The following is a 24,725-nucleotide window of genomic DNA, read 5'->3' as shown; positions in this document are numbered from 1 at the left end:
CGCGTTTGAATGCCATTCAAATGCAACATGAGCGTATTGCATTTGCGCCGGGCGGCGTTACGTGGCAGGTAGCGCAGAGACCAGCGGTGAACGGAGACACCCATGACAGATGCCCTGACAAAATTGATGAACGAACGCGATTGGCTGATGGCGGATGGTGCCACCGGGACGACCCTGTTCAATATGGGCCTGACCTCGGGCGATGCGCCGGAACTGTGGAACGTGGACAAGCCGGACAACATCCGCGCGCTTTATCGTGGCCCGGTCGAGGCCGGGTCAGATATTTTCCTGACCAACACCTTCGGCGGCAACGCCTCACGCCTGAAGCTGCACGACGCACAGGGTCGCGTGCGCGAACTGAACCGCGTCGGCGCTGAACTGGGCCGTGAAGTGGCCGACGCCTCGGGGCGGACCGTCATCGTGGCGGGCTCGATCGGCCCGACCGGCGAAATTATGGAGCCCATGGGATCGTTGACCTTCGACGGCGCGGTCGAGATGTTCCACGAGCAAGCCGAGGGCCTGAAAGAAGGCGGCGCGGACGTGCTGTGGGTCGAGACCATCTCGGCCCCAGAAGAATACAAGGCCGCCGCACGCGCCGCCGAACTGGCGGACATGCCGTGGTGTGGCACGATGAGCTTTGACACCGCAGGTCGCACCATGATGGGTATGACCTCGGCCGATCTGGCGAAGATGGTGGAAACTCTGCCGAATCCGCCGATCGCCTTCGGCGCCAACTGTGGCGTGGGCGCTGCAGACCTTCTGCGCACCGTGCTGGGCTTTGCCGCCCAAGGATCCGAACGCCCGATCATCGCCAAGGGAAACGCAGGAATTCCGCAATATGTGGACGGTCATATCCACTATGACGGCACGCCTGAACTGATGGCCGACTACGCCGTTCTCGCCCGCGATTGTGGCGCCAAGATCATCGGCGGTTGCTGCGGCACGACGCCCGAGCACCTGAAAGCGATGCGCGAAGCGCTCGAGACCCGTCCGGCAAGCGGTACGCGCCCCACGCTAGATCAGATCTCGGACGCAATTGGTGGGTTTTCCTCTGCATCAGACGGCACAGGTGACGACGCCGATCAACCCGCGCGCCGCACCCGCCGCCGTCGAAGCTGATTGACATCATTCCCAAACTGACCGGGCGCGCGCGCAGCGCGCCCCCCTGCCCGCCGCAGGCGCCGGTCCGTTCACGGACCTAAAACAGGCTTAGCTGATCACCCTTCCGCAAGGGCGGCGCGAACAAATCACAACGCATATCCGGCAAATCCTTGACTAGCCCCAGCCGCTGACAAGCTTTCTGAAACCTCTGCTTCAAAAGCTCGGCCACCACACCACGCCCGACAAATCGCTCGCCAAACTCGGATTTATAGTCCTTCCCATCTCGCATTTCGCGCACCCGGTTCATGACACGTGCGGCGCGGTCTGGGTAATTCTCATCCAGCCAGTCCTGAAACAGCGGGGCGACCTCTCCGGGTAGACGCAGCAGGATATAGCTGGCCGCGACCGCGCCCGCATCCCGCCCGGCCTGCAAGATCGGTTCTAGCTCGTGATCCGTCAGGCCCGGCACGATGGGAGAGGCCATGATCCGCACCGGCACTCCGGCATCCGATAGGTTCTGGATCATCCTCAACCGCCGCACCGGGCTGGGCACGCGGGGTTCCATCTTGCGGGACAGATCGGCTTGTAGACTTGTGACCGAGATCCCCACCTGCGCCAGCCCCTTGGCCGCCATCCGCGACAGGATATCCAGATCCCGTTCAATCAGCGTGCCCTTGGTGATGATCAGAACCGGGTGCTGAAACGCCTCCAGCACCTCAAGCACCTGCCGCATGATCCGGTATTGCCCTTCAATCGGCTGATACGGGTCGGTATTTGTTCCGAGCGCCAACGGGGCCACCTGATAGGCCTTCCGCCGCAGTTCGCGTTCCAATTGTGTAGCCGCATCCGGACGCGCAATCAGCCGGGTTTCAAAATCCAGCCCTGCGGAATACCCCAGCCACGCATGGGTCGGCCGCGCATAGCAATAGATGCAGCCGTGTTCGCAGCCCCGATACGGGTTCAACGAGCGGTCAAACGCCAGATCGGGCGAACTGTTTCGGGTAATAACCGACCTTGGCCGTTCAATCGAAACCTCGGTTCGGAACGGCGGCAGAGGCTCTTCTGTCCAGCCATCATCGACACGTTCACGCTGAAATTCCTCGAATCGACCAGTGCTGTTCGAGCCCGCCCCACGTCCGCGACGGCAATCTGCATCAATTCTGTCGGAACCCATCTTTTCCATAGGACCAAAATAGGAACATTTGCAGAACAATCAAATGATATTCACAATCATGGCGCGGAATATTCATTTGCCTTCAGGTCGGTGAAAGGGCACTCCATGTCGCAAATTGTCCAGACCTAAAGCGCCAAGATGTCGCATTAGGGGATATGAAATAGACCTTTAGCCAGGGAAAGACGCACATGTCTGATCAAGAAGAAGATATCATCCTGAGCGAACTCAATGATGAAGAGTTGGTGCAGCAGATGCATGACGACCTGTATGACGGTCTCGCTGAAGAGATCGAAGAAGGCGTCAATATCCTGTTGGAACGTGGCTGGCAGCCCTACAATGTCCTGACCGATGCACTGGTTGGCGGCATGACCATCGTGGGCGTCGACTTCCGTGACGGCATCCTGTTCGTGCCCGAAGTTCTTCTGGCCGCAAACGCCATGAAAACCGGCATGGCCATCCTGAAGCCCCTGCTGGCCGAAACCGGCGCACCGCGCATGGGTAAGATGGTGATCGGCACCGTAAAGGGCGACATCCACGACATCGGCAAGAACCTTGTGTCGATGATGATGGAAGGCGCCGGGTTCGAGGTCGTAGACATCGGCATCAACAACGCGGTCGAGGCCTATCTGGAAGCTCTAGAAAAAGAAGAGCCCGATATCCTTGGCATGTCGGCCCTGCTGACCACTACCATGCCCTACATGAAAGTGGTGATCGACACGCTGGTCGAAAAAGGCATCCGCGACGACTATACCGTTCTGGTTGGCGGCGCGCCCCTGAACGAAGAGTTCGGCAAGGCGATTGGTGCTGACAGCTATTGCCGTGATGCGGCTGTGGCCGTTGAAACCGCCAAGGAATACATGGCCAGCAAGCACAACCAGCTGGCCGCGCACTGATCCCGATGCGGGTTTAGTCCGAGAATTTGGGCCTCGCCATCTGGCGGGGCCTTTTCTTTTTCCCCACCCGCCCCCAGATTGATCCTATGAGCAAAACACGTTTCATCTTTCTGATCACGATGGTGATTGCCGCTGGCGGGCTAACGGTTCTTGTTGCCGGATGGGCAGCTACTGCGGGGCAGTTAAACGGGCAGCTTGCCATGGCATTGCTGCCGCTTGTGATGCTGGCGTCCATTGCGTGGCGCGCCTTGAGTGCAGGACGGGACGACTGATGCTGAATGACGACGCGCTTACCCATGATGGGCTTGATGTGACCCAAGGCTCGGGATCGGTTCTGATCTTGGCCTGTGGCGCCTTGGCAAACGAAATCTTGGCGCTCATCCGCTTAAACGGCTGGGATCACATGAGCCTGACCTGCCTGCCCGCAATCCTGCACAATTCACCCGAGAAGATTCCCGACGCAGTACGTGCTGCCGTGGGCAAGCATCGCGACGGTTATGACCACGTCTTTTTGGCTTATGCGGATTGCGGCACCGGCGGTCAACTTGACGCGCTGTGTGAAGAGTTGGGGATCAAAATGATCCGCGGTCCCCATTGCTATTCGTTCTTTGAAGGCAATGATGCATTCAGCGCGCGCGCTGAAGGCGAGATCGACGTATTCTATCTGACAGATTTTCTGGCGCGTGGGTTTGAGAGTTTCATCGTCAAACCGCTTGGATTAGATCGCCACCCGCAGCTGCGCGACATGTATTTTGGGCATTACACCAAGGTGATGTATCTGGCGCAAACCGACAATCCCGAACTAGACAAGATGGCCGAAGCCGCCGCCGAACGGCTTGGGTTGGCCTATGAACGCCGATTTACTGGCTATGGTGATCTCGCAACTGCGCTGGGTGGGCTCACGTCGCGAGCCTGAGGGGCTCTGCCCCCGCGCCTACGGCGCTCCCCCGGGATACTTCAAACAAGAAAAAGGGGATCAGGCCGCTTCTGACGCGTATTGGCGGATTCGCTCGACCATCGCGCGCAGCCCATTTGAACGTTGCGAGGACAGGTGTTCGTTCAGACCGAGGCGGGCCAGTTCAGCAGGGGCGTCAACCTTGGAAACCTCGGACAATGGCAGATCGGTGTAAAGCGCAGACAGTACCGCGATCAAGCCCTTCACAATCATCGCGTCACTGTCGCCTGCAAAGCTGAACTTGCCATCGGTGATTTCTGGGTGCAGCCAAACCTGGCTGGCGCAGCCTTCAACCTTGGTGGCTGGCACTTTCAGGGCTGGATCCATATCAGGCAGAGATTTTCCCATGTCGATCACAGTGGCATAGCGATCTTCCCAGTCATCCAGGAAGGCAAAATCCTCGACAATCTCTTCAAATGCAGGGCTGGCCATGGGGGATCCTTTCCTCGTTTTGGCATGACCTAAGCGTTGCGCGGCCAAAGGTCCAGCCTTGGTGCGGATTGCTGTCTTTTCAAAGGCGCTTACATGAGCTAACCCTTTGGGCATAGATAAAGGAGCCGACATGATTTTCCGCCAATTTGCTGCCCCTGCCCTGCTGACCGCATCTTTGCTGGCGTTGACGGCCTGCGGTGGAAGTGCAAGCCTCAATCCCTTTGGCTGGTTCAGCTCTAACGGCGTCGAAGAAATTGCGCTGATCCCCGAAGGCGGTTTTCTTGAGGATCAGGACTCGCGCGGTCTGGTCACCGAGGTGATTGAGCTTGAGGTTCTCCGCGCCCAAGGTGGGGCCATCATTCGCGCAAAAGGCCTACCTCCGCGCCTTGGCTATTGGGATGCCGAACTGGTGCCCGAGAATTTCGAACGGGCGGAAAATGGCGTTCTGACCTATATGTTCCGGATCACCGAGCCCTATTATCGCACCCAGACCGGGCGCCCGAAACAGCGCGAGGTGTATGTGGGTCACTTCGTGTCGGACATCAAGCTTCAGGGCGTGCGTACGATCCGCGTTGTTGGTGCGAACACCAGCCGTTCGGCGCGCCGCTAAGTCTTTCTTAGACTTCAAAAACTTCGACGCGTTGCCCCTTGGCGGCCAGCGCCAGTTTGCCTTCGCACAGGCGCAGTGCATCGTCTCCGAAAACCTCGGCCCGCCAGCCAGTCAGAGCAACCACATCGCGTTTTCCCGCGGCCAGTGCGTCCAGATCAGCCGCCGAGGCGATCAGTTTCTGCGCAACTTTTTCCTGCTCGCAGCGCGCTTTCAGAAGGACGCGCAGAAGGTCGGCCAAGGCCGGGTTCACCTGCAATTTCTCTTTCGAGCGATCGGGGGCTTTGGGCAGCTGATCCTGCGGCAGTTCCAGCCCCATGGCGATGGCGCGCAGGATTTCTTCGGCCACCTCCCCTTTGCGCGCCTCGCGCAAAAGCAAGCGCGAGCGGCCAAGTTCCTGAATGCTACGCGGCTTGGTGGAAGCCAGCTCCAACAACGCATCGTCTTTCATCACCCGATTGCGGGGAATATTGCGTGATTGTGCATAGGCCTCGCGGAAGCGCGCAAGTTCCTTTGCCACACCCAGAAAACGGCCCGAATTGGTGCGCGTTTTCAAACGCTTCCACGCGTCTTCCGGGTGGATCGTATAGGTCTCGGGGGAGGTCAGACTGGTCAGCTCTTCCTGCACCCAATGGGCGCGGCCCGATTTGTCCAGCTCGTTCGATAGGTATTCGTAGATGCCGCGCAGATGGGTCACATCCCCTAGCGCATATTTCTTTTGGGCATCGGTCAGCGGGCGGCGCGACCAATCGGTGAAGCGGCTGGATTTGTCCAACTGCGCCCGTTCGATCTTGCGCACCAAGGTTTCATAGCCGACCTGATCGCCAAAGCCGCAGACCATCGCAGCGACCTGTGTGTCGAACAGCGGGCGCGGGAACACGCCGGCCTCGACGAAGAAGATTTCCAAATCCTGACGGGCGGCGTGGAACACTTTGACGACACGCTCATCGCGAAACAGTTCGTAAAGCGGCTCCAGTGACAGGCCATCCACCAACGGGTCCACCAGCACCGCGTCCTGTTCGTCATTGCCCGGCACGGCCAGCTGGATCAGGCAGAGTTTGGAGTAATAGGTGCGCTCGCGCAGGAACTCGGTATCAACGGTCACATAAGGGTGCGAGGTGGCGCGGATACAAAATTCTTCCAGGGCCTCGGTGGTCGTGATCGTGATCATATAATTCTACCTGCTTTTTACCGTACCAGATACGGGTTTCGCCCGGGTTTAAGGGGAAATGCCATGAAAGGGAAGTCTTGCACAAAGATGCCGTAGGACTGCGGCTTTAGGGCAGCAGGATCGGGGTTTTGTCCCCTTCCGCAAAGCGGCGCAAGACGGCTGGGTACAGCTTGTGTTCTTGCACCAGAACCCGCGCGGCCAGCGTGTCCGCCGTGTCGCCCGCTTCGACCGGCACACGTGCCTGTCCAAGGATCGGGCCACCATCCAGTTCCGCTGTGACCTCGTGCACGGAACACCCAGCCTCGGCGTCACCCGCATCCAGCGCACGCTGGTGGGTGTGCAGGCCCTTGTACTTCGGCAAAAGCGAGGGGTGGATGTTCAGGCAGCGTCCGGCCCAATGACCCGTAAAGCCTTCCGTTAGGATGCGCATGAAGCCAGCCAGACAGATGATGTCGGGATTGGCAGCGTCCAACACGGCATTCAGAGCCGCCTCAAACCCTTCGCGGTCGCCTTTGAAGTCGCGGTGATCCACGACGGCGGTGGGAATACCCATCGCCTTTGCCTTGGCCAAGCCGCCCGCGTCCGGCACATTGGACAGCACAAGGCAGGGACGTCCCGGGTGATCGCCAGTCATGGAGTCTGCCAGCGTCACCATGTTCGAGCCGCCGCCTGAAATCAGGATGGCGACCCGTTTCTTGGCGGCGTCGCTCACGCGAGCGATCCCAGATAGCTGACGCCTTCGCCCGTCTGAATACGGCCCAGCTGGGTCACGGTCTCGCCTGCTTTGGTCAGCAGATCGGTCAGCGACTGCGCGGCCTGCGCGTCAACCACCAGCACCATGCCCTGGCCCGAGTTGAAGGTCTTCAGCATTTCGGCTTCGGACATCTGTCCGGTTTCGGCCAGCCATTTGAAGACGGGCGGCAGGTCCCATGCGTCCAGATCGACCAGAGCACCCAGCCCTTCGGGCAGAACGCGCGGCAGGTTTTCGGTCAGGCCACCGCCGGTAATGTGGGCCAGCGCATGCACGCCTCCTGCCCGCACCGCTTCCAGCGCCTGACGAACGTACAGGCGAGTCGGCGCCAACAGAGCTTCACCGAGCGAGATGTCGGCATCCCACGGGCAGTCTGCGTTCCAGCCAAGACCCGAGACCTCGACCAGTTTACGAACCAGCGAATAGCCATTCGAATGCACACCATCCGAGGCCAATCCCAGCAGAATATCACCGTCTTTGACACCTTTGGGCAGGTCTGTGCCACGCTCCATCGCGCCAACCGAGAATCCAGCCAGATCAAAATCACCGTCTTCGTACATGCCCGGCATTTCAGCGGTTTCGCCACCGATCAGCGCACAGCCCGACAGCTCACAGCCCTTGGCGATGCCTTCGATGATCCGTGCGGCCTTGTCCGTTTCCAAACGGCCCGTCGCGAAATAATCGAGGAAGAACAGAGGCTCCGCGCCCTGACACACAAGGTCGTTCACGCACATGGCCACAAGATCGATGCCGATCGTGTCCACGTTACCGGTGTCAATCGCGATGCGCAGCTTGGTGCCCACGCCATCGGTGGCCGAGACCAGAACCGGATCCTTGAAGCCCGCGCCCTTCAGATCAAACAGCGCGCCGAAGCCGCCAAGCCCGGCCATGACGCCCGGACGGTTGGTGCGTTTGGCTGCTGGCTTGATGCGCTCAACCAGCGCGTTGCCCGCGTCGATATCCACGCCTGCGTCTGCGTATGTGATGCCCTTGGATGCGTCGCTCATGTCTGTCCCCCATGGTGGCTGTGGTCGCGCGGCAAATTTTCTGCGCCTGCGATAGCGTAAGGGGCAGAAAGAGTCTACGGCTTGCTTGACCCCACCGACCAGTTTGCTAGCAATGGCGCCACCAAGAGTAACAGTGGGCCTGTAGCTCAATTGGTTAGAGCAGAGCGCTCATAACGCTTTGGTTGCGGGTTCAAGTCCTGCCGGGCCTACCAGTTTCCCAATATTTTGTTTTGAAAACTCCTAGGGATTTGCTGATGCCACATCGGCCGCACATAGCTGCTGTTGGCAGGTTAGAGCCCCAAGCAACCGGTATCTGAACAATACCCACTCCACGCACTTGCCTTTAGGTGTAATCCGTTTATGAACGTGTCGTCGATTGTCCTTTGGGAAATACTGCGATGCGAATGCGTGATACGTTCATTAAACCAATGCATCCTGAAGGCTTCAAGTTTGTCGCCATTTTTGCCGCCATCACAGTTGTCCTGTTCCTGATTTCTAACCTGATGGGTTGGATCGGTGTGGGTCTTACAATCTGGTGCTATTACTTCTTTCGCGATCCCGAGCGCATACCGCCGGAGAAAGAAGGCCTGATCGTCAGTCCAGCTGATGGCATTGTCTCTCTGATCGAACAAGCTGTTCCACCTCAGGAACTTGGGATGCCAGATGCGCCGCTTACCCGCGTGAGCGTGTTCATGAGTGTATTTAACTGCCATGTAAATCGAACGCCCATCGAAGGTGAGATTACTGCAATCGCCTATCGCCCTGGTAAGTTCTTCAATGCTTCGCTGGACAAAGCCAGCGCAGACAATGAACGAAACAGCCTGCGCATCCGGATGGCAAACGGTCAGGATCTTGCGGTGGTACAGATTGCCGGCCTCGTGGCACGGCGCATTGTCTGCTTTGTGAAGCCGGGAGACAGGATGCAGACCGCCGAGAGATTTGGGTTAATCCGGTTCGGGTCACGGCTTGATGTTTATTTGCCAGACGATGTGGAGCCGCTGGTCCGCGTTGGGCAAACGATGATCGCAGGTGAAACCGTTCTGGCGGAACTTAATTTGTCGGATGACCGGTAAATCAGATTGATGGCGGACCCTCTCGACAAAAAGGAAAAAGAGCTCTCGCTTCTTCAGCTGTTACCAAATGTACTAACCATAACAGCGATCTGCGCCGGTTTGACATCCATCAAATTTGGCGTTCAAGGCAACTATACCCTCGCAGTGCAGCTTGTGATGGCAGCCTGTATTCTGGATGGGCTGGACGGGCGGATTGCGCGGCTTCTTGGTTCCGACAGCAAAATGGGCGCGGAACTTGATTCACTTGCTGATTTCCTGAATTTCGGAGTAGCACCGCCTCTCATAATCTACTTCTGGGGATTGCAGGAATTTCCCAGTGCAGGCTGGATTTTCGTGCTGGTATTCTCGGCTTGTTGCGTCATACGGCTGGCCCGCTTTAACGTCGGCAGCAAATCCGAAGACGCAACACTTGAGAGCTCTTATTTTCAAGGCGTACCAGCACCGGCAGGTGCGTTGCTGGTCATGTTGCCAATGTATCTGTCTTTTGCGTTTACAGATGCGCCTTTGCCGAACGCCATTGCGATCTGCATCTACATGGCCTTCATTGGCCTTCTTCTCATCAGCCGTATTCCAACTTGGTCATTCAAAACCACCAAGATTTCACGAGGGAATGTGAAATACTTTCTGGTCGGAGTCGCCATTGCAGGGGCAGCGCTTCTGACCTTCGCTTGGGTCACACTGATCGTGCTGTGCCTCGGTTATGTTGCGATGGTCATATGGGCGTGGCTTGAAAAAGATTTTCTGCCAAATCGATAAGGATCTGACATGGACATCAAAGCTGTTCAAGCATCCTATGCCCGCTGGGCCCCCGTTTATGACAAGACATTCGGAGCCATCACCAACGCTGGTAGAAGGCGCGCGGTGGACTACATCAACAACCGGGGCGGAAACATCCTTGAAGTGGGTGTGGGCACCGGCCTATCGCTTGCGCACTACAGCCCCGCGATGAAGGTGACCGGGATCGATTTCAGCGAAGAGATGCTTCAAAAAGCCCGCGACAAGGTGCAGGCCTTGGGGCTCGGCCAAGTTAAAGAGTTGCGTCAGATGGATGCACGCGAGCTCGATTTTCCGGACAACCACTTTGATACGATTGCAGCGATGCATGTATTGTCTGTCGTACCAGAGCCGGAAAAGGTAATGGCCGAGATCGCGCGCGTATGCAAACCGGGCGGCAAAATCGTGATAACCAATCATTTTCAACGAAGCAAAGGGGCCATAGCGTCACTGGAACGACTCATTGCGCCATTCGCAAACACCATCGGCTGGCACTCGGACTTCGAGATCGAGACAGTGTTGCACGAAGAAACCCTGACACTCGAAGAACAAAGGTCTCTCCCGCCTCTGGGGATGATGACCTTTTTGGTCCTTCAGAAAGCGGCGACCGAATAACTTAGCGCCGCGGCCGTATTCGTTGCGTTTCGTAGCGCTTCAGATGTAGCAATTCGAGGGTGGTTTCGCCCGCGATGATCTTACGCGTGCCAACTCCCCGTTGACCTCCTTTGACAGCGTACATAGCCGATGCAGCCTCGCTCACGACGCATAGCTACAGCCCTCGTCATCCAAGATGGCCTTCAGTTCGGCCATATGGCGATCCCCCTGTTCGGGGTAAGTCTCAAGTTCCTGCGCTGTCTTTTCCGCGATCTCGTCTGACAGCACCCGCAAGGGCTGGCCGGTTTGCAGGGCGCGGATATAGGTCTCGGCGGCACGCTCGAAATAGTAGAGCCGGTTGAACGTGTCCGCGACGCTGTCTCCGATCACCAGAACGCCGTGATTACCCATGATCATGACCTTCACCTTGGGGTCGGTCAGAAGCGCGGCACAGCGCGCGCCCTCGTCCTCGAACGCAAGTCCGCCATAGCCGTCGTCAATCACATAGCGGTTGTAGAAGGTCGCGCAGTTCTGATCGATGGGCGGCAGGTTGCTGTCGGCCAAGGACGCCAGAACCGTCGCGTGGATCGAGTGCACATGCATCACGCAACGCGCGTGTGGGCAGTGGCGATGGACGCCGCCATGCAGACCCCACGCGGTCGGGTCCGGCGCATCCGGGCGGTCCATCGTGCTGGGATCATCCGCGTCGATCTCGAGCAGGTCCGAAGCCCGGATCCGCGCGAAATGCATCTGGTTCGGGTTCATCAGAAACTTCGTACCGCTGTCGTTCACCGCAAGGCTGAAATGGTTCGCCACGCCCTCGTGCATATTCAGGCGTGCGGTCCAGCGAAACGCCGCCGCCATATCAACACGTTCATTCCAGTGCGAAATATTGGGAGTAGTGGCGGTCATGGGGGCTCCTTTCGATTTGGTCCAGAAGACAGGTCAATTCGCGCCGTGTCGAGCCTATTTGCGACCAGCTTAAAGCGGCAAAACCAGTTCGACCTTCAAACCACCCAGATCAGCACTTTCGCCCAAGCGCAAATGCCCGCCATGTCCGCGCGCAATGTCGCTGGCGATGGACAGCCCCAAGCCCACGCCGGATCCCTTGTTCTGATTGCGGGATTTGTCCAGACGCGCGAAGGGTTTCAACGCCTCTTCGCGGTCTTCAACCGCAATACCCGGCCCATCATCTTCGACAACAAACCGCAAATCCCCCCGGCCCTGCAGCAAAGACAGGCGCGCGCGCATTCCATAGCGTGTGGCATTTCCCAGCAAATTGTCCAACGCCCGCTCCAGCGAGGCGCGCCTGAGCGGGCGCTCGCCGGGATCTGCCACCTCGCCCAGCGTGACATCCATCCCCGCACGCTGCGCATTCTCTGCCAGGTGATGTATCAGTTCGACAGGGTCCACCTGCTCGGGCGCATCCTCAAGCGCATCCGCCCGCGCGAATCCCAGAAAACCATCGACCAGACGCTCCATGTCATCCACATCCCGCTCAAGATCCTCGCGCGCCTCGTCCTCGAGCATCGAGAGCCCAAGGCGTAACCGCGTCAGAGGCGTTCGCAAATCATGGCTCACCCCGGACAACATCAGGGTGCGCTGTTCAATCTGGCGATCAATGCGGGATCGCATATCCAAAAAGGCTTTACCCGCCGCACGCACCTCGGTTGCGCCTGCCAAACGGTAGGGCAGCACCTGCCCTTTCCCGAAGGCTTCAGCCGCGCGCGCCAAACGGCGGATCGGTCGCAGCTGATTTCGCAAAAACGTGTAAGCGATCAGGGTCATCAGGAACCCGGTGACCACCATCAACACCAGCAATTGATGCGGGTTCGTCGCCGAGACACGGTCCCGGTCCAGCACAACTCGCAAAATGCCAAAATTCGTGTCAGTCGCCAGTGTCACCACCGAACGGTCGCTGATCAGGTCCACTCCGACCAGACCCAGCAATCCTTGTTCCAACGTGCGTTCAACCCGCAACCCGGTAAAATCGGAAAACCGCCGCTGTGTATCTATGGGATCGGCAGGCAGCGCGACCCGTGTATTCAGCGGTCCGGCTATTTTATTGGCTTCTGAAAGCGCCTGATCAACGGTTTCGGACGCGTTGACCTGACTGACAATCAACGACACCTCGGCCACCACTGCCTCGGTCATCTGGACGGTAATCCGATTAAAATGACGCTGAATGAACACGACCGACACCACCAATTGCAGCGCGACGATCGGCACGATCAGAATCAACGCTGCCCGCCCATACAGCCCGCGTGGCATGAACTGCTTCAGCCATGCGAAATCACGCCAATTGGCGCCTTGGGTGCGGTTCGTCTGCGACATGGCCCGACCCTATGACGCGGCGACGCGCTTGCCAAGCGAAGGGTGCAACGTCAGGAAGGTGAAAACACAGAGAAAGGACAGCTGATGGTATCCGATCCCGAAACGCGCCCAGCCGCAGGTATCATGCAGCAGATGGAGCCCGGTATCCGCCGGATCATCGCGCCCAATCCATCGCCCATGACATATTGGGGCACCAACACTTTTGTTCTGGGCGAAGGCGACGTTGCGTTGATCGATCCGGGCCCCGCGGACGCCACACATATGCAGGCCATTCTGGATGGCTTAAAGCCCGGCGAACGGATCGCGCAGATCCTTGTGACCCATGCCCATCTGGACCACTCTCCGCTCGCCCGGCCCCTGTCTGATGCCACCGGTGCCCCAGTCATTGCATTCGGCGACGCCATGGCTGGCCGAAGCGCGGTCATGCACGACCTTGTGGCCCGTGGATTGTCGTCCGGAGGCGAAGGTGTGGATGCCAGCTTTACCTGTGACATAGCCCTGTCGGATGGCGAGGTGTTCTCGGCAGGCGGGCTGCAAGTCGAAACGATCTGGACCCCCGGCCATTTTGCCAATCATATCAGCTTTGCAACCCAAGACGTTGTTTTCACGGGGGATCACATCATGGCTTGGGCCAGCTCACTGGTCTCCCCCCCCGATGGCGACCTGACCGCGTTCATGGCCTCCTGCCGCAAGCTCGCCGCCCGCCAGGACCGCGTTTACTATCCCGCACATGGCGACAGAATCGACACCCCCGCCGAGCGTCTAAACTGGTTGATCAACCACCGCCTGACCCGCGAGGCCGAGATTATGGCCACCCTGACCCGCCTGAAAGACGCCACCGTCCCCGCCCTGACCCGCGAAATCTATACCGAAACACCCAACGCCCTGATCCCCGCCGCCGAGCGTAATGTCTTTGCCCACTTGATCGATCTGGCCACCCGCGAAATCGTCACCGCCACCCCCCAATTAGAGGCCAACGCAATTTTTCGAATGAAGGGCGAAAAAAAGTAATTTCGCCTCTTGCGGCCCTGAATCGCGCTGGCTATAAGCCCCCCATGTTCCGGCGTAGCTCAGCGGTAGAGCAGTTGACTGTTAATCAATTGGTCGTAGGTTCGATCCCTACCGCCGGAGCCATAGAAAGCCCTTAAGGTCAAAGCCTTAAGGGCTTTTTTGGTTTCTAGGACAGTAAGAAATAAGAGCTTATACCGGGAAGTTGATCGGTCCCCCGTTATTGCGGGAATTATGTGCCCGTATCCTCTAAAGCACATCCAAAGATGTTTTCACCCGGTCCATGACAATTGAGGTTTTGAACCGGCTGATATTGGACGCGTCAAAGAAATGCTCTTGGGTAAAGGCCTCGTATTCCTTGATATCGCGCACCGACAGGATCAGCAGGAAATCCGCCTCGCCCGTGGTGTAATAGCATTGCTGCACCGACGGTGCGGTGCGCATCCTCTTCTTGAATTCCTCAAGCTGCTGGCGATTCTCGCGTTCTAGTATGACCTCGACGATTACGGTCAGATCCCGATCAAGTTTTTTTGGCGAAAGCACAGCGATTTCGCGCTCGATCACACCGGTTTCTTTCAGCTTTTTCAAACGCTTCTGGACGGCAGCTGGGGACAGGCCGACGCGTTCGCTGAGGGTTTCGGCGGTCAGGCGAGCATTCTCTTGCACCAGCCGCAGAATATGAAGGTCCTTGTCATCCATGATCTGAAAATCATCGTAATTGGCGTTTTATGCAATCAATTTCAGACAGCTTTCGAAAAACTAAGACGTATACAGCCCTTCCAGACCCGCTAGGATACCCTCAAGACAAATGGGAGGATTGCGTGGATCATTTGACCCAGATGCGGCGACAGTTTCACCGCCGACCGGAATTGGGCTTTCAGGAAGAACACACCAAGGCGCGGGTGGCAGAGCATCTGCGCAGCCTCGGGATCGAGGTGCATGAAGGTGTTGGTGTTGTCGGTGTCTTGCGCAAGGGCACGGGCAACCGCGCCATCGGGCTACGCGCCGATATGGATGCGCTTCCGATCTTGGAAACCAGCACTCATGACTACCCGTCCGAGACGGCTGGCGTAATGCATGCCTGCGGACATGACGGGCACATGACCATGCTGTTGGGGGCGGCTGAGCGGCTGACGAAAGATGCCGAGTTCGACGGCACCGTCGTCTTCCTGTTCCAACCGAACGAGGAACACGGGCTGGGTGCGCAGGCGATGATTGACGAGGGTGTTCTGAAGCAGTTCCCGGTGGATGAGGTCTTTGCCATTCACAACCTGCCCGGTGCGCCGGTGGGTCAGATCTCGACCCGGCCCGGTTTGATCTGTAGCAGCGAAAGCTTGTTCGAGATCACCATCCACGGTCAGGGCGGCCATGCCTCGATGCCTCAGGTCGGTGTGGATGCGATCACAGTCGGGGCCGAACTGGTCACGGCCCTGCAAACCATCGTGGCGCGCAAGCTGGCACCGGGGGCGGGCGTCGTGGTCTCGGTAACGGAATTCGTGACTGACGGGCAGCGTAATGTATTGCCGGGTCAGGCGGTGTTGAAAGGCGATGTCCGCGCCCGCGCGCCCGCGGATCGTCTGGCCGTCGAGCGCTTCATGCGCCAGATCACTGATGGTGTGGCGGCTGCACATGGGGTGACGGCGACAGTCCAGTTCCAGACCGAGTTCATCGAAACCATCAATGCCGACGGCCCGACAGAGGCCGTGTGTCGCGCGGCCAAAGCCGCCGGGTGCGACGTCATCCCTGACCGTCAACCAATGAGCTTCTCGGAAGATTTCGCCCATTTCGCAGCGGCTGTTCCGGGCTGCTTCCTGCTTCTAGGCAACGGCACTGAAGGTGCGCATGGCCAACCCCTGCATGCCTCGGACTATGACTTCAACGACGCGCTGTTGCCCATCGGGGCCGCGTTCTGGACCCAACTTGTGCAGGACCGCCTGCCCCCTCGAAAGGACTGATCATGAAGGATATTTTCAGCACGGCGACCCTGCACCACACGGCAGGTTCCCCTGGCCCATCTAAAGCTGCGTTTCGCGTTCTGTCCGAACAGGATTTCGCAAACGCCTGTAATGAGATCATGGCATGGGACGGCTATGACGCCACGCCGCTGGTGTCTCTGGCCGGGTTGGCTGATGCGCTGGGCGTGGCGCGGATCGACTATAAACACGAAGGCCCGCGGTTCGGGCTGGGCAGCTTCAAGGCGCTTGGTGGTTCCTACGCGGCGCTACGTGTGTTGCAGCGCGAGTTGAGCGCACAATTGGGCCGAGACGTGAGCTTGGAAGAAATCCGCAATGGCGAGCACCGTGACGCGTGTGGCCAGATCACGCTGGTGTCGGCCACCGATGGCAACCACGGGCGGTCTTTGGCGTGGGGTTGTCAACGGTTCGGCGCGCCTTGCCGCATCTACATCCATGCCGAAGTCAGCGAGGGCCGCGCGGAAGCCATGCGCGATCTGGGCGCCGAGGTGATCCGCATCGACGGTGATTACGATGCGTCCGTCCTTTTGGCGAAAACCGAAGCCGATGAAAACGGCTGGTTCGTCGTCTCCGACACCTCGTGGGAGGGCTATACCGAGCCACCCCGCGACGTGATGGCCGGCTATGGCGTGATGACCCGAGAGGTCTGCGAAACCCTAGCAGACGCGCCCACCCATGTGTTCCTGCAAGGCGGCGTGGGCGGGCTTGCGGCTTCGGTCGCGGCGGGCTTGCGGCAGTTCTATAAGGACGCCTCGCCCCGTGTGGTCATCGTCGAACCCGATTTGGCGGCGTGTCTGTTTGACAGCGCAAAAGCGGGCAAAGCCACCACCTTCGCGATCGAAGAAGAAACCATCATGGCAGGGCTGTCCTGCGGCGAACCCTCGGAAATGGCATGGGAAATCCTGTCGGAAGAGGCAGCAGACTTTCTGACCATTCCCGACAGCATCGTGGCCCCCACCGTGCGCCTGTTGGCCAATGCAGAAACCGGGGACGAAGTGGTCGAGGCTGGGGAAAGCGCCGTGGCCGGGCTGGCCGCGGTGATTGCGGCCCGTCAGAGTTCGGCGCTGTCCAACACACTGGGGCTGGACGCAACCTCGCGCGTGTTGCTGATCGGATCCGAAGGTGTGACCGATCCGGCGATCTTTGACGCGATCATGGCCGGGGCTGACCATGTCTAAGGCACAACACGCCCCCGCGCGGGGCTTTCCCGAGGCCGAGTTCGCCACACGCAGCGAAAAAGTGCAGGCCCTGATGGCACAGCAGGGTCTGGACGGGCTGCTTTTGCTGACCGAACCCGAAGTCCGCTATTTCAGTGGCTTTCACACGCTGTTCTGGCAAAGTCCCACACGCCCGTGGTTTCTGTACGTTCCGGCCCAAGGCAAACCCATCGCGATCATCCCGGAAATCGGCGCGGAACTGATGCGTCAGACATGGATCGACGATATCCGCACGTGGAGCGCCCCTGCCCCGGAAGATGACGGGATCAGCCTGCTGATTGAGCTTCTGTCCCCGTTGTCCGCATCTGGTGCCCGTTTAGGAGTGCTGAAGGGACATGAAACCAGCCTGCGCATGCCACTGGGCGACTATGAGCGGCTGATGACCGCCTTGCCCGGCCTGAAGGTCGAGGATGCCACTGGTCTTGTCCGCGCCCTACGCATGGTCAAATCCGACGCCGAGATCGAGAAGCTCGCGCATATCTGCGCCATCGGCTCGCGCACATTCGATGCGGTGCCGAAAATCGCGCAGGAAGGCATGCCCTTCGAAAACCTGTTCCGCCAATTCCGCCGCGAGGCGCTGGCGCAGGGTGCCGATGATGTGCCTTATCTGGTCGGCGGTGCTGATCAAGGTGGCTATCACGACGTGATTTCGCCGCCCTCACCCCGGCCATTGCGGCGCGGGGACATCTTCATGCTGGACACCGGTGCCACGTGGGACGGGTATTACTGTGACTTCGACCGAAACTGGGCCGTTGGACAAGCGGACGATGCCTCGCGCCGCGCCTATGATGTGCTCTGGCGCGCGACCGAAGCCGGGATCGCAGCCGCCCGCCCCGGCACCACCTGCCGCGAGCTGTTCCAAACCATGCAATCCGTGATTGCCGAGCTGGACGATCAAGGCGGTGATGTCGGGCGACTTGGACACGGGCTGGGTATGCAGTTGACCGAATGGCCCTCGCACGCCGCATTTGATGACACGGTGATCGAGGAAAACATGGTGCTAACGCTGGAACCCTCGCTTTCCTATGGCGATGGGCGCATCATGGTACACGAGGAAAACATCGTGGTGCGGGCGGAGGGCGCGAAGCTGTTGACCACCCGCGCCGCACCCGAATTGCCGGTGATCTGAGGACCCTATGCTGAAGCTTGAGTTTGACACGGACGACGGGATCGGAACGCGCGCCAATCTGGGCATGATCGTTCTGGAAACCGACGAAACGCTAGAGGCCGAGTTCGCCCGCATGGCGGATTTTGAGGGCGTCGCGCGCTATCACAGCCGGATCCCGATGGTCAGCGAGATACGCGCAGACACACTGGCGCGGATGCTGGATGACATGCCGGCCTCGGCAACATTGTTTCCATCGTCATTAGACTTCGACGTGATCGGGTATGGCTGCACCTCGGCCTCGACCGTGATTGGGTCAGACAAGGTCGCGGCAGCGATCCAAAGTGTGCGCCCCGGGGCGAAAGTGACGGACCCTCTTGCCGCACTGATCGCTGCAAGCACATCCTTGGGCGCAAAAAATCTTGGCTTCATAACGCCTTACATCCCGGATGTGTCCCTGAAGATGCGTGAAAAGCTCGAGGATGCAGGCTTTCACATTACTGCCGGTGGATCATTCGAAGAAGGTGATGATCGCGTGGTCGCGCGGATCACCGAAGACGCCATTCATCATGCTGCACATCAGGTTTTTGCGTCCGCACCCGCGGACACCCCCTGCGACGCCTTGGTGATTTCCTGCACTAATCTGCGCTGCCTGAACATCATCCCGCGCCTCGAAGCCGAGCTTGGCATCCCGGTCCTGTCCAGCAACACGGCGCTTGTGTGGCACATGCTGCGTCTTGCCGGGATCACAGACGAGCTGCCCGATATCTGCCGCCTGTTCGGTACGCAGCTATCCACCTGAGCCCCCCACCGCGTGCACAGCGAAAAGCTGCCGACCCCGTGTTTCCGGTGGTGCTTCGCCCTGCGACGGGCTAGGCTTTGGCCATTGGGGATATTGTGCTGCTCACAAGGGAACTGGGTTTGAGAACGTTGACTTTCGCGCCGCTGTGGCGACGGATCTGCCTTCCCGTCGCGCTGACGATTTTGGGGCAATCTGCATTGGCGCTCGACACGGTCCAGATCACGGTTCTTGGCGGCGATAGTGACCTGGAACGGACCCTCAAAGCCGCCTCTCTTGTGCAAACCGCCAAAGACGATGGCGAGGCCGACCCCCGCGACGTGATGGCCGCCGCACTGGCCGAATATGGGCGCCTGACGGAAGTGCTTTATGCCAACGGGTATTATGGCGGCGTCATTCGCATCCGCGTGGACGGGCGCGAGGCCGGGCGCATTCCCGTGTTCAACCTGCCAGCCCAGATCAGTGCGATTGAAATCACCGTGGATCCCGGTGCCCCGTTCACCTTTGGCACGGCACGGGTGGCTCCCGTGCCCCCCGGCACCAAGCTACCAGACGGGTTTCGCTCTGGCGAACGTGCAGAAAGCACGCAAATCCAAGCTGCTGCGGATGCGGCCCATCTGGCGTGGCGACAAGCAGGCCACCCCAAGGCCGATCTGACCCGTCAGAGCCTCACGGCAGATCACCGAGACCACACCCTGTCGGCGGATCTGCAGTTCTCGCCCGGCCCGAAGGCCCGGTTCGGCCGTATGACCCAGACGACGGACAGCGCCGTGCGGGCCGAACGGATCGCCCGAATTGCCGGGTTTCCAACCGGCCAAACCTATTCGCCAGAAGCGCTGGACAAGGTGGTCAATCGTCTGCGCCGCACCGGCGCATTTTCATCAGTCTCTGTGACCGAGGCTGAACGCCTGAACTCGGATGACACCTTGGACGTGGGGCTTGCCTTGGCCGACGAAAAGCCGCGTCGCTTCGGATTTGGCGCGGAACTGTCGTCGCTCGAGGGCATCGGCCTGTCCGCCTATTGGATGCACCGGAACCTCTTTGGCGGCGCGGAACGCTTCCGCGTCGAGGGTGAAATCACCGGTATCGCGGGTCAGAACAGCGGCACGGACTATCGCCTCGGCGCGCGGCTGGAACAGCCCGCGACGTTCGGTCCCGACACAACCGCCTTCGGCTATGTCAATGCCGCCTACGAGGATGAGCCCGCTTATATCTCGCGCAGCATTGATCTGGGTGCCGGGATGACGCGGATCTTCTCGGACACTTTGTCCGGCGAGATTGCCGTCGGGCTGCATTACTCCGACATCACCGACGTTTTCGGAGATCGTGACTTTTTCCAATTGACCCTCCCAATCGGCCTAACCTGGGATCGCCGCAATGACCTTCTGGATGCCACATCCGGCACCTTCCTGCGCGCCGAGGTGGCACCGTTCCTTTCCCTCAATGGCGGCGGCAGCGGGGCGCGTGCATTCGCTGATGCCCGTGCCTATCGCGGGTTGGGTGCGGGCGACCGCTTTGTGCTGGCGGGCCGGGTGCAGGCGGGCACGGTCTATTCCGACGATGTGCAAGACATCCCGCCGGAGTACTTGTTTTTCTCGGGCGGTGGTAACTCGGTCCGCGGACAGCCCTATCAATCCTTAGGCATTCCTGAAGGCATGAGCGGACTGCGCGGTGGGCGATCCTATCTGGCCCTGTCGACCGAGCTGCGCGCGTCCATCACTGACACCATCGGCGTGGTGGCCTTTGCCGATGCAGGTCACGTCAGCGATGACAGCCTGTTCGGCGGCGACGGCGATTGGCACGCGGGCGCCGGGCTTGGGCTGCGCTATAAGACGCCGATCGGGCCGCTGCGTCTGGACGTGGCCGGACCGATTTCCGGAGATACCGGCGACGGCGTGCAAGTCTATCTTGGGATAGGGCAGGCGTTCTGATGCGGATCCTTCATTTTCTTCTGCCGATGATCGCGGTGCTTACTCTACCCCTTGCGGCCCTGTCACAGACAGCGTCTCAAGATGATCGCGGCTATCTTCAGGCCTTGCTGGAAGACACTCTGTCCGACACCGGGCGCGAGATCAAAATCATCGGATTTCAAGGTGCCTTCAGCTCGGAAGCCACGGTGGACGAGATCACCGTCGCGGATAGCGAAGGGATCTGGCTCAGCCTGCGCGACCTGACCTTGACATGGACCCGAAGCGCGCTGTTGACCGGAAACGTGAAGATCGACGCGCTTGAGGCAGAAGAAATCACGCTGTCTCGCCGTCCGATCCCGGACCCCAGCCTGCCCGCCCCCGAAGCGACGGGCTTTGCCTTGCCCGAGCTGCCCGTCTCGCTGAACATCGGCTCGATCCGGGCCGCGCGGGTCCATCTTGGGGAAGAGGTGATTGGGCAAGCCGCCGAAATCTCGCTTCAGGGCTCTGCCGCGTTGGAAGCGGGCGCCGGAAATGCCGATCTGACCATCACCCGGCTGGACGGACCGACAGGTGCGTTGGCGCTGAAAGGCAGCTATGACAACACCAACCGCATCCTGTCGCTGCTTGTGTCACTTCAGGAGAGTGCGGGCGGGATGGCGGCAACTTTGCTGGGCATTCCCGGCCAGCCTGCCCTTGATTTGAACGTAGATGGCGCGGGCCCTCTGTCGGATTTCGACGCCCAGATCGCGCTGGCGACAGAAGGCCAGAACAGGCTAACCGGCAATGTCCGCCTAACCGAAAGCCCAGTTGCCTCGGCGCAGGACGTTACACCCGCATTCGACCGCCAATATGCCTTGGATCTGTCCGGCGACATCTCGCCCCTGCTCCATCCCGATTTCAAAGGTTTTTTCGGAGATGCGGTTGATGTCAGCGCGCGCGCGTCTCAGCTATCAGATGGATCGACCCGCATTGACACGCTGTCGATGCAATCCAACTCATTGGAGGTTACGGGCAATTTGAAACTTGCCCCGGATGGGTGGCCCGAGCGCATCGCTTTAACCGGGCGCATCGCGTCACCTAACGGCACGCACGTCCGCCTACCCCTGTCCGGCCCGCGCACACTGGTGTCCTCCGCCAATATAATCGTCGCCTATGACGTCACCACCGGAGACCTCTGGACCGCGCGCGCCGACCTAGCGGACTTTTCGCAAGACGACCTGAGAATTGACGCTGCCACCTTGACCGGATCGGGGCAGATGCGCGCAGGCGGGAACGGAACTGCCCCGCTCATCGACGGCGCTGTGCGGCTCGTCGCCAATTCCATTCAGCCGAAAAGCCCGGAGTTGGCCGCAGCTATCGGGGCAGATCTGAACGGCGCGCTGCAGCTCAACTGGCAAAGCGATAACGTTCTGGCGATCTCGAACCTGAAACTGGCGGGTGAAGATTATGACCTGACGGGCGGCCTGACCCTGTCGGACTTTGCTGACGGCATCGTCGCGCGCAGCGATATGTTGCACCTGACCGCTGCAGATCTTTCACGTTTTTCAGGCCTTGCAAGCACGCCCTTTTCAGGGCGCGTGACGCTTAAACTGACCGGAGAAAGCAACCTTCTGGGCGGTGCGTTTGATCTGCACCTGAATGGGCGTGGTATGGACCTGGGCGTAAATCAACCGCAACTGGACGCAGTCATCGGCGGGGAAAGCACTCTGGCAGTGCGCGCTGTACGTGACACATCTGGCACCCGGATCGATGCCTTGGAGTTGCAAACTGAGAAGGTGCAGCTAACAGCCTCAGCGGATCTGAAGACCCGTGAATCGACTGCGGACATCTCGCTGTTCCTACCCGATGCCAGCGGCGTCGATCCGAAGCTCAGCGGCCCTGCCCATATGACGGCATCCTTGCTACAAATAGGTACGGATTGGCGGGTTCAGACGGATTTCACCGGTCCGGGTGAGGCGACGCTGAACGGCACGACCCTTGTTCGCTTTATCGACGGTGTCGCGGATCAGATCGACGGCACGTTGCGCGGAGATATCGCGCAGCTGGCCCCCTATAGCGGACTGGCACAGCGCCCCCTGTCTGGCGGTCTGCGTTTTGACGCGGACGGCATGATGCGTCCCGAAAACGGTGACTTCACCCTGACTCTGGACGCCACCGCAGTATCCCTTGGCACCGGAATTGCACAGGTAGATGCGCTCTTGCGTGGTGCCAGCACCCTGACAATTGCCGCCCGGCGGGCGGGCGATGCCCCCGTGCTTCTGGATTATCTAACCCTACGCAGCGACGCGCTGTCTTTGACCGCGGAAGGAGCGCCGAGAGATGGCGGGACACACATCACGTTCCAATCGCGTCTTGCTGACCTTGGCCTAATCGCAGACGGCATCTCGGGCCCTGCCGAAGCACGGGGCAGTGCGGAACTGACAGGAGATAGCTGGCGCGTCGCGATGAATGCTACTGGACCTGCAGGTGTAAACGGTCACATCGACGGCACGGTCAGCGCAGATGGCGCACGCGCCGACCTGACCCTGTCCGGTGCCGCGCCTCTGGCATTGGCCAATCCGATGATCCGCCCCCGTCTGGCCACGGGCATCGTCAACTATAACCTTGCCCTTCGTGGCCCACTGGACCTAGCCTCGCTCACTGGCACGCTCACTGGCACGCTCACCACGCAAGACGCGCGTGTGGCTCTGCCGCGCCTGAAACAAGCCGTCGACATCACCACAGGGCGCGTCAGCCTGGCGGGCGGGACCGCCACGCTGGACATCCAAAGCTCGGTCGCAGCGGGCGGTCAGATTATCACACGCGGAACGATCGGGCTGGCAGCGCCGTTGCAAGCGGATCTGTCAATCCTTCTGGATCAACTACGCCTGACGGACGGTGCTCTGTTTGAGACCACGGTAAACGGCAACGCAGATCTGCGTGGACCTCTGCAAGGTGGCGCCACACTGCGCGCCGAGATCGACTTGGGACGCACCGAGTTACGCGTGCCCGAAACCACCCCGGGCGCCCTGCCCGTGATGGAGGGTCTGAAACATGTGGGGGAACCGGCAGCGGTGCGTCAGACGCGGCAGTTCGCGGGGCTTATCGTGGAACCAAGCACCACGACCACCGGGAGTCCCTATCCTCTGGACATCACACTGAACGCGCCGGGGCAGGTCTTTGTCCGTGGGCGGGGTCTGGACGCGGAACTGGGCGGTTCCCTGCGTGTGACAGGCACCAGCGCGGAGGTCATTCCTCAAGGCGAGTTCACCCTGATCCGCGGACGTTTGGACATGCTGGGTAAGCGCCTGACCCTGACCGAAGGCGACGTCAGCCTGCAAGGCGACTTCAATGCTTACCTACAATTTCTGGCAGAGGCCCAAGCCGAAGATACAAACATCAGGATTGGCGTGACAGGCCCGGTCTCTGAACCAGAGATCAGCTTCACCTCTTCCCCCGAATTGCCTGAAGACGAGGTGCTCGCCCGGCTTCTGTTCGGGAAAGACATCACCCAGATTTCAGCCATTCAGGCGCTGCGACTGGCCGCGGCAGTGCGCACATTGGCCGGCAAAGGGGGCGAAGGTGTGCTGGGACGTCTACGCGGCAGCTTCGCGCTGGACGATCTGGACGTGACCACGGATGAAACGGGGGCAGCCTCGGTTCGGGCGGGCAAATACATCTCGGAAAACATCTATACTGACGTCACGGTCGGCGCAGATGGAAAAGCCGAAGTCAATTTGAACCTGACCCTATCCCCATCCCTGACCGCACGCGGCAGTTTGGGGTCTGATGGTGAAACGGGTGTGGGCGTTTACTTCGAACGCGACTACTAACTTATATTTTGCCGCTTTATCTGAGAGTTGCGGAG

General features: G+C 59.7%; 23 protein-coding genes and 2 tRNA genes. 17 read left to right on the top strand and 8 right to left on the bottom strand.

What is annotated here, in order from left to right; translation table 11 throughout:
* The first annotated feature begins 102 nt into the window (after positions 1 to 102).
* The gene (bmt, locus tag G0Q00_RS01495) at positions 103 to 1,119 is read left to right on the top strand and encodes a betaine--homocysteine S-methyltransferase (RefSeq protein ID WP_163035714.1); all 1,017 of its coding nucleotides are present in this window, start codon (positions 103 to 105) and stop codon (positions 1,117 to 1,119) included.
* A 79-nt stretch (positions 1,120 to 1,198) separates the two neighbouring features.
* On the opposite strand, the gene G0Q00_RS01490 is transcribed toward bmt, so the two are convergent.
* Positions 1,199 to 2,275 (bottom strand): PA0069 family radical SAM protein, encoded by a 1,077-nt coding sequence (locus G0Q00_RS01490; protein ID WP_163035713.1) that lies wholly within the window; start codon positions 2,273 to 2,275, stop codon positions 1,199 to 1,201.
* Positions 2,276 to 2,463: 188 nt separating this feature from the next.
* On the opposite strand from G0Q00_RS01490, the gene G0Q00_RS01485 reads away from it, so the two are divergent.
* From G0Q00_RS01485 to G0Q00_RS01475, 3 genes are all read left to right on the top strand, one after another.
* A complete protein-coding gene (locus G0Q00_RS01485) occupies positions 2,464 to 3,168 on the top strand; it encodes a B12-binding domain-containing protein (RefSeq protein ID WP_163035712.1) in 705 nt (234 codons plus the stop codon).
* Between the two features lie 86 nt (positions 3,169 to 3,254).
* A complete protein-coding gene (locus G0Q00_RS01480) occupies positions 3,255 to 3,440 on the top strand; it encodes a hypothetical protein (RefSeq protein WP_163035711.1) in 186 nt (61 codons plus the stop codon).
* Positions 3,440 to 4,084 carry a DUF1638 domain-containing protein gene (locus tag G0Q00_RS01475; RefSeq protein WP_163035709.1) on the top strand — a complete coding sequence of 215 codons (645 nt, stop codon included), beginning with the start codon at positions 3,440 to 3,442 and terminating at the stop codon, positions 4,082 to 4,084. The genes G0Q00_RS01480 and G0Q00_RS01475 overlap by 1 nt, the downstream gene beginning before the upstream one ends.
* Positions 4,085 to 4,144: 60 nt before the next feature.
* Here the strand turns inward: G0Q00_RS01475 and G0Q00_RS01470 are convergent, their stop codons facing one another.
* Positions 4,145 to 4,555, bottom strand: a complete 411-nt coding sequence (locus G0Q00_RS01470) for a SufE family protein (RefSeq protein ID WP_163035707.1) — start codon at positions 4,553 to 4,555, stop codon at positions 4,145 to 4,147.
* Positions 4,556 to 4,685: 130 nt separating this feature from the next.
* Here G0Q00_RS01470 and G0Q00_RS01465 point away from each other — a divergent pair, with 130 nt between their 5' ends.
* On the top strand, positions 4,686 to 5,165 hold the full coding sequence (locus tag G0Q00_RS01465; protein ID WP_163035705.1) for a hypothetical protein: 480 nt from the start codon (positions 4,686 to 4,688) through the stop codon (positions 5,163 to 5,165).
* Between the two features lie 7 nt (positions 5,166 to 5,172).
* Here the strand turns inward: G0Q00_RS01465 and rnd are convergent, their stop codons facing one another.
* The 3 genes from rnd to purM form a co-directional block, all read right to left on the bottom strand.
* Positions 5,173 to 6,333 carry a ribonuclease D gene (gene rnd, locus G0Q00_RS01460; RefSeq protein WP_163035703.1) on the bottom strand — a complete coding sequence of 387 codons (1,161 nt, stop codon included), beginning with the start codon at positions 6,331 to 6,333 and terminating at the stop codon, positions 5,173 to 5,175.
* A 106-nt stretch (positions 6,334 to 6,439) separates the two neighbouring features.
* Positions 6,440 to 7,045 carry a phosphoribosylglycinamide formyltransferase gene (gene purN, locus G0Q00_RS01455; protein WP_370458514.1) on the bottom strand — a complete coding sequence of 202 codons (606 nt, stop codon included), beginning with the start codon at positions 7,043 to 7,045 and terminating at the stop codon, positions 6,440 to 6,442.
* Positions 7,042 to 8,091: a phosphoribosylformylglycinamidine cyclo-ligase gene (gene purM, locus G0Q00_RS01450; RefSeq protein ID WP_163035701.1), complete on the bottom strand. Its 1,050-nt coding sequence runs from the start codon at positions 8,089 to 8,091 to the stop codon at positions 7,042 to 7,044. Before purM ends, purN begins: the two co-directional genes overlap by 4 nt.
* A 135-nt stretch (positions 8,092 to 8,226) precedes the next feature.
* Between purM and G0Q00_RS01445 the strand changes: the two genes are divergently transcribed.
* The 4 genes from G0Q00_RS01445 (at position 8,227) to G0Q00_RS01430 (ending at position 10,553) form a co-directional block, all read left to right on the top strand.
* Positions 8,227 to 8,303, top strand: a tRNA-Ile gene (locus G0Q00_RS01445).
* Between the two features lie 186 nt (positions 8,304 to 8,489).
* On the top strand, positions 8,490 to 9,164 hold the full coding sequence (locus G0Q00_RS01440) for a phosphatidylserine decarboxylase (protein WP_163035699.1): 675 nt from the start codon (positions 8,490 to 8,492) through the stop codon (positions 9,162 to 9,164).
* 9 nt (positions 9,165 to 9,173) lie between these two features.
* The gene (gene pssA, locus G0Q00_RS01435; protein WP_163035697.1) at positions 9,174 to 9,920 is read left to right on the top strand and encodes a CDP-diacylglycerol--serine O-phosphatidyltransferase; all 747 of its coding nucleotides are present in this window, start codon (positions 9,174 to 9,176) and stop codon (positions 9,918 to 9,920) included.
* A 9-nt stretch (positions 9,921 to 9,929) separates the two neighbouring features.
* Positions 9,930 to 10,553, top strand: coding sequence for a class I SAM-dependent methyltransferase (locus G0Q00_RS01430; protein ID WP_163035695.1), 624 nt, complete (start codon positions 9,930 to 9,932; stop codon positions 10,551 to 10,553).
* 141 nt (positions 10,554 to 10,694) lie between these two features.
* On the opposite strand, the gene G0Q00_RS01425 is transcribed toward G0Q00_RS01430, so the two are convergent.
* Both G0Q00_RS01425 and G0Q00_RS01420 read right to left on the bottom strand, forming a co-directional pair.
* Entirely contained in the window at positions 10,695 to 11,444 is a 750-nt protein-coding gene (locus tag G0Q00_RS01425) for a class II aldolase and adducin N-terminal domain-containing protein (protein WP_163035693.1), read from the bottom strand.
* A gap of 69 nt (positions 11,445 to 11,513) precedes the next feature.
* Positions 11,514 to 12,866 (bottom strand): ATP-binding protein, encoded by a 1,353-nt coding sequence (locus G0Q00_RS01420; protein WP_239058296.1) that lies wholly within the window; start codon positions 12,864 to 12,866, stop codon positions 11,514 to 11,516.
* An 84-nt stretch (positions 12,867 to 12,950) separates the two neighbouring features.
* On the opposite strand from G0Q00_RS01420, the gene G0Q00_RS01415 reads away from it, so the two are divergent.
* Together G0Q00_RS01415 and G0Q00_RS01410 are read left to right on the top strand one after the other, a co-directional pair.
* The gene (locus tag G0Q00_RS01415) at positions 12,951 to 13,877 is read left to right on the top strand and encodes an MBL fold metallo-hydrolase (protein WP_163035691.1); all 927 of its coding nucleotides are present in this window, start codon (positions 12,951 to 12,953) and stop codon (positions 13,875 to 13,877) included.
* 48 nt (positions 13,878 to 13,925) lie between these two features.
* Positions 13,926 to 14,000 (top strand) — tRNA-Asn (locus G0Q00_RS01410).
* Between the two features lie 123 nt (positions 14,001 to 14,123).
* Here G0Q00_RS01410 and G0Q00_RS01405 read toward each other — a convergent pair.
* Positions 14,124 to 14,573: an Lrp/AsnC family transcriptional regulator gene (locus tag G0Q00_RS01405; RefSeq protein WP_163035689.1), complete on the bottom strand. Its 450-nt coding sequence runs from the start codon at positions 14,571 to 14,573 to the stop codon at positions 14,124 to 14,126.
* 140 nt (positions 14,574 to 14,713) lie between these two features.
* Between G0Q00_RS01405 and G0Q00_RS01400 the strand changes: the two genes are divergently transcribed.
* From G0Q00_RS01400 to G0Q00_RS01375, 6 genes are all read left to right on the top strand, one after another.
* Positions 14,714 to 15,829 carry an amidohydrolase gene (locus G0Q00_RS01400; protein WP_163038223.1) on the top strand — a complete coding sequence of 372 codons (1,116 nt, stop codon included), beginning with the start codon at positions 14,714 to 14,716 and terminating at the stop codon, positions 15,827 to 15,829.
* Positions 15,830 to 15,831: 2 nt separating this feature from the next.
* Positions 15,832 to 17,025, top strand: a complete 1,194-nt coding sequence (locus tag G0Q00_RS01395; RefSeq protein ID WP_163035687.1) for a diaminopropionate ammonia-lyase — start codon at positions 15,832 to 15,834, stop codon at positions 17,023 to 17,025.
* Positions 17,018 to 18,193: a Xaa-Pro peptidase family protein gene (locus G0Q00_RS01390; RefSeq protein ID WP_163035685.1), complete on the top strand. Its 1,176-nt coding sequence runs from the start codon at positions 17,018 to 17,020 to the stop codon at positions 18,191 to 18,193. The genes G0Q00_RS01395 and G0Q00_RS01390 overlap by 8 nt, the downstream gene beginning before the upstream one ends.
* A gap of 7 nt (positions 18,194 to 18,200) precedes the next feature.
* Entirely contained in the window at positions 18,201 to 18,971 is a 771-nt protein-coding gene (locus G0Q00_RS01385; protein ID WP_239058295.1) for an Asp/Glu racemase, read from the top strand.
* A gap of 119 nt (positions 18,972 to 19,090) precedes the next feature.
* Positions 19,091 to 20,899, top strand: coding sequence for an autotransporter assembly complex family protein (locus tag G0Q00_RS01380; RefSeq protein WP_239058294.1), 1,809 nt, complete (start codon positions 19,091 to 19,093; stop codon positions 20,897 to 20,899).
* Entirely contained in the window at positions 20,899 to 24,690 is a 3,792-nt protein-coding gene (locus G0Q00_RS01375) for a translocation/assembly module TamB domain-containing protein (RefSeq protein ID WP_163035683.1), read from the top strand. Before G0Q00_RS01380 ends, G0Q00_RS01375 begins: the two co-directional genes overlap by 1 nt.
* Positions 24,691 to 24,725 lie beyond the last annotated feature (35 nt).

It is taken from the genome of Aliiroseovarius sp. PrR006 (genome assembly GCF_010500215.1).
GTDB lineage: Bacteria > Pseudomonadota > Alphaproteobacteria > Rhodobacterales > Rhodobacteraceae > Aliiroseovarius.
This window is presented reverse-complemented; position numbering and strand designations above follow the sequence as displayed.